General features: G+C 48.6%; 10 protein-coding genes. 4 read left to right on the top strand and 6 right to left on the bottom strand.

The window, feature by feature from the left end; all coding sequences use genetic code 11:
* Positions 1–87 precede the first annotated feature (87 nt).
* From AC53GJ_RS17480 to mpl, 4 genes are read right to left on the bottom strand one after another with little or no spacing between them, the layout of a single operon-like run.
* Entirely contained in the window at positions 88–861 is a 774-nt protein-coding gene (locus AC53GJ_RS17480) for an ABC transporter permease (protein WP_496729621.1), read from the bottom strand.
* Positions 858–1,784: an ABC transporter ATP-binding protein gene (locus AC53GJ_RS17485; RefSeq protein WP_496729622.1), complete on the bottom strand. Its 927-nt coding sequence runs from the start codon at positions 1,782–1,784 to the stop codon at positions 858–860. Before AC53GJ_RS17485 ends, AC53GJ_RS17480 begins: the two co-directional genes overlap by 4 nt.
* A complete protein-coding gene (locus tag AC53GJ_RS17490; protein WP_496729623.1) occupies positions 1,768–2,469 on the bottom strand; it encodes a flavin prenyltransferase UbiX in 702 nt (233 codons plus the stop codon). Before AC53GJ_RS17490 ends, AC53GJ_RS17485 begins: the two co-directional genes overlap by 17 nt.
* Positions 2,469–3,827, bottom strand: coding sequence for a UDP-N-acetylmuramate:L-alanyl-gamma-D-glutamyl-meso-diaminopimelate ligase (gene mpl, locus AC53GJ_RS17495; protein ID WP_496729624.1), 1,359 nt, complete (start codon positions 3,825–3,827; stop codon positions 2,469–2,471). The genes AC53GJ_RS17490 and mpl overlap by 1 nt, the downstream gene beginning before the upstream one ends.
* 317 nt (positions 3,828–4,144) lie before the next feature.
* On the opposite strand from mpl, the gene AC53GJ_RS17500 reads away from it, so the two are divergent.
* The 3 genes from AC53GJ_RS17500 (at position 4,145) to AC53GJ_RS17510 (ending at position 7,662) form a co-directional block, all read left to right on the top strand.
* Entirely contained in the window at positions 4,145–5,122 is a 978-nt protein-coding gene (locus tag AC53GJ_RS17500) for a class 1 fructose-bisphosphatase (protein ID WP_496729626.1), read from the top strand.
* A gap of 115 nt (positions 5,123–5,237) precedes the next feature.
* Positions 5,238–5,768 (top strand): inorganic diphosphatase, encoded by a 531-nt coding sequence (gene ppa / locus AC53GJ_RS17505; RefSeq protein ID WP_496729628.1) that lies wholly within the window; start codon positions 5,238–5,240, stop codon positions 5,766–5,768.
* 274 nt (positions 5,769–6,042) lie between these two features.
* Positions 6,043–7,662: a methyl-accepting chemotaxis protein gene (locus AC53GJ_RS17510; RefSeq protein ID WP_496729630.1), complete on the top strand. Its 1,620-nt coding sequence runs from the start codon at positions 6,043–6,045 to the stop codon at positions 7,660–7,662.
* Positions 7,663–7,737: 75 nt separating this feature from the next.
* On the opposite strand, the gene AC53GJ_RS17515 is transcribed toward AC53GJ_RS17510, so the two are convergent.
* Positions 7,738–9,954 carry a bifunctional diguanylate cyclase/phosphodiesterase gene (locus tag AC53GJ_RS17515; protein WP_496729631.1) on the bottom strand — a complete coding sequence of 739 codons (2,217 nt, stop codon included), beginning with the start codon at positions 9,952–9,954 and terminating at the stop codon, positions 7,738–7,740.
* Positions 9,955–10,273: 319 nt separating this feature from the next.
* Between AC53GJ_RS17515 and AC53GJ_RS17520 the strand changes: the two genes are divergently transcribed.
* Positions 10,274–11,200 (top strand): TIGR03899 family protein, encoded by a 927-nt coding sequence (locus AC53GJ_RS17520; RefSeq protein WP_496729633.1) that lies wholly within the window; start codon positions 10,274–10,276, stop codon positions 11,198–11,200.
* Here AC53GJ_RS17520 and AC53GJ_RS17525 read toward each other — a convergent pair.
* Entirely contained in the window at positions 11,181–13,340 is a 2,160-nt protein-coding gene (locus AC53GJ_RS17525) for a response regulator (RefSeq protein WP_496729635.1), read from the bottom strand. The genes AC53GJ_RS17520 and AC53GJ_RS17525 overlap by 20 nt on opposite strands.
* Between the last annotated feature and the right edge of the window lie 3 nt (positions 13,341–13,343).

The raw sequence follows: 13,343 nt of genomic DNA on the forward strand, positions 1-13,343 counted from the left end.
GACATCACAAAAGTCTTCAAAAAACTGCCATCAAACTGCAAACTGGTCTGAACAGCAACATGCGAAGAGCAAGCGGCTGCGCAGCCTTTAGCCGCGCAGCCCTGTGCCTTTATTGACCAGATGCAGCGCCAGCATAAACAGCACTGAAATCAGGCCCAGCATCACGGCAAAAGCCAGACTGATACTGACATCGGACACCCCGAGAAAACCATATCGAAAGGCGTTCACCATGTAGACAATTGGATTAAAAGCCGCCACTTGCTGCCAGACTCCCGGCAATAAAGTCAGCGAATAAAACACCCCACCCAGGTAAGTGAGCGGCGTCAGCACAAAGGTCGGAATAATACTGATATCGTCAAAGGTTTTTGCATAGACGGCATTGATTAACCCACCCAGCGCAAACAAAGCCGAGGTCAGCACCACAGTGGCCATAATCACCAGTAAATGATGAATTCGGATATCGACAAAAAACAAACTGAGCAAGGTCACAATCAAGCCAACCAGCACGCCGCGCGCCACGCCACCACCGACAAAACCAAGCACAATAATGTAGTTCGGTACAGGCGCGACCAGCAGTTCTTCCACATTGCGCTGGAACTTGGCGCTGAAAAAACTCGAGGCCACATTGGAGTAAGAATTGGTGATCACCGACATCATAATCAGGCCGGGCACAATAAACTCCATATAACTGAAGCCGCCCATGTCACCGATGCGGGAGCCAATCAAGCTACCAAAAATGATAAAATACAAGGTCATGGTGATAGCAGGTGGTACCAGTGTCTGCACCCAGATCCGTAAAAAACGATTGGTCTCTTTATTCAGAATACTTTGAAAAGCGACCCAGTAACGTGTTGAAATCATGCACCCGCTCCCTGGCCCTGCTCGACCAGACTGACAAATAATTCTTCCAGCCGATTGGCTTTATTGCGCATCGACAACACCTGCACCCCTTGCGCGGTCAGCGCAGTAAACACGGCATTCACGCCCTGGCCTTTTTCGACATCAATTTCCAGCGTCTGGGCATCTAACTGCCGTAAGGTAAAACCTGGCAAAGCCTCAATGCTTGCTGCGCTCGCCAGATCCAGCACAAAGGTTTCTTTGGTCAGTTTCGCCAGCAAGGCTTTCATACTGGTATTTTCGATGATGCGGCCTTTATTGATAATGGCGATGTTACGGCACAGACTTTCGGCTTCTTCCAGATAGTGGGTCGTCAGAATAATGGTAACACCGGCGGCATTGATCTCTTTTAAAAATTCCCACATGGAGCGGCGCAGTTCAATATCAACGCCTGCGGTAGGTTCGTCCAGGATCAAGAGCTTAGGTTCATGCATTAAGGCTCTGGCGATCATCAGCCGTCTTTTCATGCCGCCGGATAATTCCCGCGCCCTGGCATGGCGTTTGTCCCAGAGGCCAAGCTGACCGAGGTATTTTTCCGCCCTTGGCAGGGCCAGCGCTTTGGGCACGCCATAATAACCAGCCTGATTGACCACAATCTGCAGTACAGTTTCGAACTGGTTAAAGTTAAATTCCTGCGGCACTAAACCAAGCTGGCTTTTGGCATCTTCCAGTTGGCTATCCAGATCAAAACCAAACACTTTGACCGTGCCGGAACTTTTATTCACCAGCGAACTGATAATACCGATGCTGGTACTCTTACCTGCGCCGTTCGGGCCGAGCAAGGCAAAAAAGTCGCCCTGCTGCACTTGCAGGTCAATGCCGGATAAGGCGACAGTACCGCTTTTATAGGTTTTTTTCAGTTGCTGGATATCAAGTGCGAGCGTCAATTCGGTCTCCTTCAGCGGGGCTATCGGTCAGAGCGACCGGACTGGCAAGCCTGGCATAACCCCAGCGTGGCATTAAATCTTGCGGTAGTTGCAGATGGTCCAGTAAACGGCCAACCATAAAATCAATCAAATCTTCAATCGAGTTCGGCTGATGATAAAAACCTGGTGCTGCCGGCATAATGGTGACGCCAAGCCGGGCCAGTTTTAACATATTTTCCAGATGTAGCGCGCTCAGCGGTGTTTCGCGTGGCACTAAAATCAACTGGCCTTGTTCTTTAATCACCACATCGGCGGCGCGTTCAATCAGATTATCGCTGATACCATGGGCAATGGCCGCCACAGTGCCGGTTGAACAGGGACAAATCACCATAGCCCGCGGCGCTGCTGAACCAGATGCAACCGGCGAGAACCAGTCATCTTTACCATACACCCGCAGTAACTCTGGATCGCAACCAAATTGCTGCACCAGTTGCTGCTGACAAGTCTGTGGGTTGCCATTGAGCTTGATATCGTGTTCAGTGGCGAACACCACCCGGGCGGCACTGGAAATCAGCAAATGCACTTTGATTTGCTGGGATAACAAACATTGCAATAACCGCCAGCCATAGCAGGCACCTGAGGCACCGCTAAAAGCCAGCGTAATTTCACGCAGTGACGCAGCAGTTGAACTGGATTGTAACAGCATTAATGTTCCCACTTTTTCTTCAGGGCATCGATCAGTTTGTCGTGAATACCACCAAAACCGCCGTTGCTCATGATGACAATTGAATCACCGCTTTGCGCCATCTCTGTCAGTTGACCGATCAGGGCTGTCAAATCCGTACTGACCTGTGCTTGTGGCCCAATCGCGGTCGCAACTTCCGCCAGCGACCAGCCGGAATTGGCGGGCTCAAACAGCAACACCTGATCAGCCACCTGCAATGAGGCCGGCAAAGCGGTTTTGTGTACGCCCATCCGCATGGTGTTAGAGCGCGGTTCTAATACGGCCAGGATCCGTTTTTCGCCCACTTTGGCACGTAAGCCCGCTAAAGTGGTGGCAATCGCAGTCGGATGGTGGGCAAAATCATCGTAGACCGCAATGTCAGCCACTGTGGCTTTTAACTCCATCCGCCGTTTTGGCGCAATAAATTGATTTAACGCTGCAATGGCCACTGGCAAAGACACACCAGCATGATGCGCCGCCGCCAACGCCATCACGCCATTATCAACGCTATGCTGACCGGTTAAACCCCAATGAACTTCGCCGACCAGCTGGCCCTGATAACTGACCTCAAACACAGTGCCATCCGGTTGCACTAAACGTGCCTGCCAAGCGTCACCATAACGTTGTTGTTCACTCCAGCACCCAAGCGCCAGGGTTTCATCAACCGCCGCCACTTTGGCCGGTGACAACACCAGACCATTGCCGGGCACCATTCGCAGCAAATGATGAAACTGACGCTGGATAGCCGCCAGATCCGGGAAAATATCCGCATGATCAAATTCGAGGTTATTGATAATTAACGTGCGCGGCCGGTAATGGACAAACTTACTGCGTTTATCAAAAAATGCCGTGTCGTATTCATCAGCTTCGATAACAAAAAAAGGTGAGGCGCCTAACCGGGCTGACACCTCAAAATTCTGTGGAATACCACCAATTAAAAAACCAGGATTCAAACCAGCCTGTTCTAAAATCCATGCCAGCATCGAGGTGGTAGTGGTTTTACCATGGGTGCCGGATACCGCGAGCACCCAACGGTCATGCAGCACGTGTTCAGCCAGCCACTGTGGCCCCGAGGTATAACGCAGGTTATGGTTCAGCACATATTCCACCGCTGGATTGCCGCGCGACATGGCATTGCCAATAATCACCAGATCTGGCGCCGGTTCAAACTGGCTGCTGTCATACCCTTGCGTCAGGCCTATGCCAAGTTGTTCCAGTTGAGTGCTCATCGGTGGATACACATTGGCATCTGAGCCAGTCACCTGATGACCCATGGCTTTGGCAATAGCGGCAATCCCGCCCATAAAAGTGCCACAAATGCCCAAAATATGAATATGCATAAAGCTTCCTTCTGACCATGGATGCCGCTTCGCGATAACGCTTTGCGATAACACCAAGCGATTCCGCCAAGCTGGCGCAAAAACAGTGCATTGTAACAAAAGCCAACTGGGCTAGGTTTAATTTTACGCAGCTGCGGTCCGAACTTAATTGGGCCTGCCTGGTGAAAAAACCAGTGACTGGCGAAATAAAATCCAGACAAAAACTGCATTTTTCTGCCAGATTCTTTACACTGTGCGCCGGTGTGATGACTGCAGCCACAGAGCACAGACCACGCAGCAAACGCCGCCCCTACAGTAACATCAACAAGGATTACAGCATGCGCCGACTGGCTCCCGTATTACGGCAGGACGGAGTTGATACCGACCTGATTTCATTGATTAAAACGATTCTGGCTGCCTGCAAGGAAATTTCATTCCGGGTCGGTCAGGGCGCGCTCGCCGGGGTTTTAGGCTCAACCCTGGATGAAAACATTCAGGGAGAGACGCAAAAGAAACTCGATGTGCTGGCCAATGAGCTGCTCAAGGATATGATCCTGGAAACAGGCGTGGTCAAAGCAATTTCTTCTGAAGAAGAAGACCACACAGTCGCTGGCAACCCGGCTGGTCAATATCTGGTGACTTTTGATCCGTTGGATGGTTCTTCCAACACCGATATCAACAGTCTAATTGGCACCATTTTCTCGATTCTGCCAGCGCGGCCTGAACTTGATGCCGCGGATGCCGCGCAGTTTTTGCAACCAGGCACCGCACAACTGGCCGCAGGTTATGTGTTATACGGCCCTTCCACCATGCTGGCACTCACCACGGGCAAAGGCACCCGGCTCTATACGCTGGATAAAACTTATGGCGGATTTTTACTGACGCAGGAAGAAGTCGCTGTACCTGGCATCACGGCTGAGTTTGCCATCAATATGTCCAACCAGCGGCACTGGCAGCCAGCGATGCAACATTATGTCGCCGATCTGCTGCTGGGCAAAACCGGACCGCGCGGGAAGAATTTTAATATGCGCTGGATCGCGGCCATGGTTGGCGATGTGCATCGGGTGCTTTGTCGTGGTGGTGTTTTTATGTATCCAACCGATACCAAAGATCCGAACAAACCAGACAAACTACGACTGATGTACGAAGCCAACCCGATGAGTTTTCTGATTGAGCAGGCCGGTGGTGTCAGCTCCACCGGTTATCAGCGTATTATGGAAATTCAACCGACCGATATTCATCAACGCGTCGCCGTGATCCTGGGATCTAAGCATGAAGTGGAAAGCTGTCTGAAATACCATCAGGTGGTGAACTAAACGGACAGCAAACAGAATGCGACCGTCACTAATCTGACACTGGTCATTTTTATTGCCGCCGTTATACTATGCGGCAATTATTGATCCCGGTCTTTATTTAGCTAAAGGAACTAACATGAGTCTGAGTCTGGTACCAGCAGGTAAAAACCTGCCTGACGAAATTAACGTTATTATTGAAATCCCGGCCAATGCCGATCCGATTAAATACGAAGTGGATAAAGACAGCGGTACCGTTTGGGTTGACCGTTTTATGTCAACGCCGATGTTTTATCCATGCAACTATGGTTTTGTCAACCACACGCTGTCGCTGGATGGCGACCCGGTCGATGTATTGGTGCCAACACCTTATCCACTGGTGCCAGGTGCAGTGATCAAATGCCGCCCGGTTGCAGTCCTGAAAATGTCAGATGAATCTGGTGAAGATGCCAAAGTCCTGGCTGTGCCAGTGAGCAAACTGACCAAAATCTATGATCATATTCAAGACATCAATGACGTGCCAGAACTGCTGAAACAGCAAATCCAGCATTTCTTTGAACGTTACAAAGAATTAGAACCAGGTAAATGGGTCAAAGTGATTGGCTGGGGTGACAAAGCCGAAGCCAAAGCTGAAATCAGCACCTCATTTGAGCGCGCAAAGCAGAAATAATCTCTGCGCAATGACGGAAAACCCGCAGTAAATGGCGGGTTTTTTTCTGCTCATCGAAGTCTTACTGCCATTCAACGCATTTCCACTTTACAGAAACAAGCTGGGTAATTTGCGTTATCACGTTATTTAATCTGGATTTTTCTGCCTCGCCATGGCTATAGTTGCAGCAATAAATAGTTTTGCTGACTATACTGGTGCTCAAAACATCCTAGTCACAGCGCATAAACTCAACAACAGCTCATTTTTCCGCTTTTTAAAATAGGGGTAACCGCGTATGGAATTTTTGCAACGCCTTTCGATTGCGAAAAAAATTTATTTAATACCCTTCATCGGTACGATTAGCTTTGTGATCTATCTGGTGTTGGCCACTGTGACCGCCCTGAACAACGTGAAGACGTTGGAAAATACCCGTGATATTCAATTCCCGGTATTACAGGCAGCTGAGAGCAGTTTAGTTGCACTGGAACGGGTGAAAGAATCATTGGCCAGTGCCGTCACCACCGGTGATGAAGAAGCGCTGAAAACCTCAGACAGCTTTGCCGAGCAACTGAAAAAACAATTAAATCAGGTCGGTCAGCTCGATGCCAAATTAAAGCAAGAGCTCAACCCAATTCTGAGCTCTTTTGACAGTTATTACAGCGTCGCCTACAAAGTGTCGCAGGAAATGGTTAGTAACAGTGCAGACATGAGCACCATTGCCGAACGCTCACAGAAAATGAACGCTGATTATGATGCAACCACCAGCCAGTTATCAAAATTCCGCAATATCCAGCTAGAGCACTTTACAGCCTCCATTGATGATGCCAATCAGCAAGCAAGTACTTTAATTACTGTGGGTATTATCATGGGCTTGATCACCACGCTGGTGCTATTTGGTACTGCAATTCCGGTGGTGTCTGGCATTAACAGCAGTTTGGGTCATATTATCCGTTCGTTAAAAGATTTGGCAAAAGAAGATGGCGATCTGACAGTGCGGATCCAAACCAAATCCAAAGATGAACTGGGCGATCTGGCCTACTGGTTTAACTCTTTTATGGAAAAACTGCAGGGGGTGGTGAAAGAAATCGTCAATACCACACTACCGTTGTCATCATTGGCAAAAGATTTACATCAGTTAACCGACGATACCAACAAGACGATTGCCGTACAGCGCCAGGCGGCTGAAAAAGCTAAATACGCTGTAGATGAAATGAGTAATAGCGTGATTGCCGAAGCCAGCAGCGCCAATGAAGCTTCTTCGGCCGCCAGTGATTCAAATACTGCGGCGGATCGTGGTCAACAGACAGTTGGCGTGACAGTAAACAATATTCGACAGTTAGCGACCAATGTGCAGGATGCTTCCGAAGTGATCCTAAAACTGGAAACTGATGCCAACCAGGTTGGTGCCGTGTTGGATGTGATTAAAGGTATTGCCGAACAAACTAACTTGCTGGCGCTGAATGCCGCCATTGAAGCGGCCCGTGCCGGTGAACAAGGCCGCGGTTTTGCCGTAGTGGCTGATGAAGTCCGGACCCTGGCTTCCCGTACCCAAAAATCCACCGAAGAAATTCAGAAAACGATTGAACAGCTGCAATCTGCTGCCCGCTCAGCCGTGCAAAAAATGCAGCAAAGTACAGTGCAGGCGGAGCAAAGCGTGACGTCAGCCAATCAGGCTGGTGAATCACTGCAAGTCATCACCAGCAGTATCCGCCGCATTCGCGAAATGAACCAGAACATTGCGTCTGCCACCGAAGATCAACAAGTGATGGCTGGTACTATCGTGGGTCACGTGGTGGAGATCGTCAAACATACTGAACATAGCTCACAAAGCGCTGGCCATATTGCCAAAGCCAGCCGTGAGCTGGCCAATCTGGCACAAAATCTGGAAAACATTGCCCGTTTATTCCGGGTTTGATACCGATACACTGCGCCTGTCCGGCGCGCCGCATAAAAAAAGCCGCAACTGCGGCTTTTTTTATCTCAGCAAAGTTTAGCTATTGCGTAAGAACTCCAACAATTCAGCGGTTGGCATCGGCTTGGCGTATAAAAATCCCTGCACTTCATCGCAGCCCATAGCCCGCACAGCATCAGCTTGTGCAATGGTTTCAATGCCTTCAGCAATAGTTGCCAAACCAAGCTTTTTGCCCAGATTAATAATGGTTTCAGCAATCACAGTCCCATTGGGCGCCGCCAGATCCCGAATAAAGGCACGGTCCACTTTAATCCGATCCAGCGGAAGTTGCTGTAAATAACTCAGACTGGAAAAACCAATGCCAAAATCGTCAATCGCTACTTTGATACCATAACTTTTCAGTCGGTTCAGCGCATCAATCACCATCTTAGGTTCGTCCATCACCACTGATTCAGTGATTTCCAACTCCAGTAATGCTGGCTTGACCTGATAGCGCTCAACACAATCAATCACCGATTGAACAAACAATGGGTTACGGAACTGCGGCATCGAGACATTGACGGCAATCCGCATATTCTGTAAGCCATGCGATTGTAAAAATTTAATTTGCTGACAAGCCTGCTGGATCACCCAAGCGCCGATTTCCACGATCAAACCTGAATATTCCGCCAGCGGGATAAAAACCGCCGGTGAAATAAAACCGCCCTGGGCGGTCGGCCAGCGTAATAAGGCTTCCATCCCAATCACTTTATTGCTGTCCAATGCAATTTGCGGTTGATACCACAGTTGCAACTTGTCCTGACTGAAATCCTGCCGCAGCGTGCGCAATAACGCCAACCGACCGGCCATTTGCTCTTCCATTTCGCTGCTGTAATATTCGAAATTCTGCGACAAATTCTTTTTGGCGCGGTTTAGAGCGATATAGACATGTTTCAGGATACCAAGCCCCTGCCGGGAGGTATCTGCCAACCGACAAAAACCGAAGGTGGCATTAATCTGCAGCGCATGTTCTGACGCCTGAAAGGGTTGGGTAAAAACACTATTCAGACTGGCTGGTGTTAAAATATGCTCAGGTCCAATCAAGCCAAATACATCGGCACCAATCCGGCCGATTTGCGCCACATCGCCAAATTGTTCAACCAAACGACGTGTGACTGCAATCAATAACTCGTTGCCAACTTCCTGTCCCAGCCCATCATTTACATCGGAAAAATGGTCGATATCAATCAATACCGCCACATTATTCAGCGGATCCAGCCGTTTGGTATCCTGCAGCAACTGAGTGAATTCATTACGGTTCGGGGTTTTGGTGAGTGGATCAATATAAGCGGCATGTTTGAGCTGTTGAAACAGCGTCACATTTTCATAACCAATAGAAATATTGCTTAAAAAGACTTCGATGAGTTGCCGATCAAAGTCTTCAATTGGTCTGTTACTTTCAATATAAACGGCTGCACTATGTTCAGCATTTCCCAGATAAAGCACAGTATCAGAGCCGGTAAAAATATGCCGTTTTTGCTGCAAACATTGCAATATCTGCTGAATAATCCGAGGGTTATTTAATCGTTCTAACTTGCACTTGATAAAGGGTGCGTAATGACCGGCCGCCCCTAACACATACACATTGTCACTGGCAGAACCATCGTCTTCAATCTGTGCACAGAGCACCCCCTCAGCATGCAAACCGATCAGTGACGAGATCTGCGTGACCACCCCTTCAGAAAACTCATGCAAGGAATGCTGCTCTAACAAATTGGCACCGGCATTAATGATTTTCTGCAAACCCAGCCGGTTTTGGTTAATAGTGCGAATTTGCTGATATGACCGAATGGAAGAAATAATAGAGGTGACTAACTTGCTGCGGGTTAACTCAGTTTTAGTTTTGTAATCATTAATATCGTACTCTTTGATCACATTTTCTTCCGGTGCATAACCAGGCTGACCGGTTCTGAGTACTATCCGCACTTCTTCCATTTTCAACTGTTCACGGATTTGCTGCACGACAAGTAAACCAGCATCATCAGACTCCATCACTACATCGAGTAATATCACCGCAATTTGCTGATTTTTTTTCAGAAATTCGATAGCAGCTTTGCCTGAATAAGCATGGTGGAATACCAGATTACGGCCCAGCACAAGCAAATCACTCAGCGCCAGCCGGGTAACGGTATGAATTTCCTCATCATCATCAACGATGAGCAGGTGCCATTCACCTGTGACTTTAGGACGTTGCAATTCCTGAGCTTCATCCTCAGCCAGAAATAAAAAATCTTCTTCTGCTACTTTTGACACCATGTGACGACCTTTTGCATTGAGTCCTACTGACTGGCACAATGTTTGTCCTGCTGCATGACCTGGTCCCTGCGATCTGAATTGCAGCGATAAAACCAATCTCGGCACAGGTTTATTGTCTGCGTTATTACACTATACGCTTAACTGAAAAATGCAATCATTTTGTCAGCAACCCTGCGTCAGCTTTGAATCATTTTACTTTTTTGATTCATGCAGTTAACCATAGTTGACCACAGCACTGCTGCAATATCGGCTATAGTTTTTTTCTGCCCGGCCGATAACAGGCTGTATTTTTTTACTGCCAAACGGAGTTTAGCGGATTATGAGTAAAGTGCAGACATTGTCAGGCCAGCAACGACTCCGTCAGTTGGCTAAACGCCAGCTTGGTGGTGACTTTCAAAGCCAAATCTATGCTCAGGCGACAATAAGCAAACCCCAATCAGCAGATATACGGGCAGAATCGGTTGTCGATCAGCATGCCAGATTAAGCTCCCGTGCCGGGGTCAATCCAACAGACCCAAGTATCGGCTACCAATCGACGCTAGCCGAGCGCTCACAACGTCGGCTGCAAATGAAACAAGAGCAGCAACAACATAACCTGGAGCGTGTAATGCAGCTGGCACTGGATTATTGTACTGAGCAAGTGACAGCGCAGGAGGTTGATCCAGACTGGTTTGGCCATTATTCTGAACTGGTGCAAAACATTTCCACCCACAGCATGCAAAAACTTTGGGCAAAAATTCTGGCCGGAGAAATTAGCCAACCAGGCAGTTTCTCATTAAAAACGCTGAATTTACTGAAACAGATGAGCTACAAAGACGCATTGGCACTGCAGCAGGCCGCGGCACTGAGTTGCCGGCAAAAGTTACAGGAACCAGCGCATATTTATTTTGCCTATCTGCAACAGGGATCTTTCTGGCGTTGGCTCACTGGTAAAAGTCGTGGCATGCTCAATCTGAGCCAGTTTGGGCTGACCTACCCGCAAATCCTGAATTTAGTTGATTTAGGTTTATTGCATCAGTCTGAAATTGAAAGCGGGCAATTAAGTAAAAACCAGCAATTACAATGGTTTTACCACCAGCAATTACTGCAAGGCCGCGCCAAACATCATGGCGTGGTGCTGCAATATTATAAATTTACCGCCATTGGTGCTGAATTGATGCCGCTGTTGACCAGCCAGCCAAATCCGGCTTATTGGCACGCGCTGCAAACCTTGCTGGCAGATGTGATCACTTTTGCAGAGGTTTGATCCTGGCAAGAATATGGGCGATTTTTTTGTTATCCAGTGGTTTTAACAACACATCATCCATGCCAGCCAGTCGGAAACTGGCGATTTCTTCACTCAGGGCATGGGCGGTAAATGCCAGGATTTGGGTATTCTGATGATGACGTAACTGCCGGATCCTTTTCGTCACTTCAGTACCGCTGATATCAGGCAACTGAATATCCATCAGAATCAACTGATATCTGTTATTGCTGGCCATCTTAATGGCTTCGGCCCCAGTCATGGCGATATCAATGGTCAGGCCTTCACCGGCCAGCACCGCTTTGACAAAACTCAGGTTGGTCAGATTATCATCCACCACTAACAATTGTTGACTGCCGATACTTTGTTGCATCGTTAAGGTCTGGCGAATATCAGCCAACAACAAGGGTAAAGGCAAAATTGGCATGCTGAGTCCAGATTGCCACAGTTGGACCGCATCCGGCAGGCCAAAACATAATAATTGATAACGGTTAGCCAGTTGCTGCAACAAAAGTCGATAATCGGCCGCTAACTGATATTGTGCCGGTAATACCACGACAATCAAATCAACCAATCTGACTTTCAGCGCATCCTGCAGCGCGCTGAACGAGGTGATGGCATGTACTTGCTCGCCGATGGCATTGAGCGACTGTCGTAAAATTTTTACCCGGCACTCTTTATCATCCAGCACCAGCACCGACTGACAAATCCGCGCTGAACTGCAGCTTTGCCAGGCCACAGGCAAAGTGACTTCAATCTGACAACCTAGATCATGCAAGGACTCCATGGTGCAATACCCTTGCGCCTGGCGTAATAATTGCCGTAACAATTCGGCATCGGCATCCTGATATCCGAGTTCAGTGAGTAACTGACCTGAAACAATTTGTCGAAAACGTAACGGGAAACCGACACCGACATATTTCATCGCCAAACGTAGTTGTTTTTGCGGGCCATCTAATAAGCGATAGGACAACAGAATGTCTGGTTCCGTGGCGTACTGACCACATAACTTGACCAATAACAACCAGATATTACTCACCACCTCAGCATCAAATTGCAATCGGTATTGATAGGCATGTGGATCTTCTTCGATCACTAGTTGCACTTCAGGCCTTAAGCCAAATACCGCCAATTGGCGCTGACAAGCAGCCAGCCAATCTGGTAACTGACACCACTGCGCGGCGGGTCTTTGCGTTTGCGCCGTCAATTGGTTGAGCTGAAGCAAGATATGGCTTTGATAACGAATTTGTTGCTCGCTGAGTTTTGGCGATTGCGCCGCCAGCTCTAGCCAGAATTGCAGTTGTTGCTGATGAGCGGCACCATGCTGCACCACTTTGGCAAATTCGATACAAACCTGTTGTTGTTCAGTGACCTTCTGCTGCAACTCCTGTTGCAACTGCTGATACTCCAGGCTGGCTTGCTGCGCCAACGCTTGCGATTCAGCCTGACAAGCTTTTAAACGTTCAACAGCAGCATCGGCCAATGGCTGTAGCTGATGAAAGACCCGGGTCTGGCTATGCTGCTTTGGATTTAACTGCTTGAGCCAAAGTACTAAATCAGCGATCCGTTGCTGTTGTTGTTGCTGCCAACGTAACCAGAACAGACCAAAGCCGAACATGGCCAATAATAACAGCACGGGTAAAAAATCCAGCGACCAGATCGGCAAGGCATCATATTGCAACAGCAGATAACCCGTGATGACAGGAACACCGGCAATGCCTTCCAGACTGCTGGCTGCCGGTTGAGTCACGGCCTGGATCGCCAGGATGCTGCCATCCTCCAGCGGATGTTGCGCCAGTAACATCTGTTCGGTTGGTAATAACGCCGGCAGACTGTGTTGCTGATAATTCACTGGCGCCGAAGTACTGACTGCAGTCAGTTGCAGATCAAGCACTGCAATGGCCCGGATCGGCAACATTTCACTGTGTTGAAAGGTTTGCAGCATTTTATCCAGCGTGCGGTATTGACTGAGTTTTAACGGTTCAGTGACCAGCCGGGCTACTGTGCTGCTGAACTGGCTGACAGTTTGACTTTGCTGTTGCTGCTGATAATGATAAACAGAAAGTGCCAGCATCACAGCGGCAAGCGCCAGGGTAAAAATTACCAATAAAGGCCAGAGAGAAGGGGAAACACGCTGCTTCATGCT

It is taken from the genome of Rheinheimera sp. B2H12 (genome assembly GCF_059620065.1).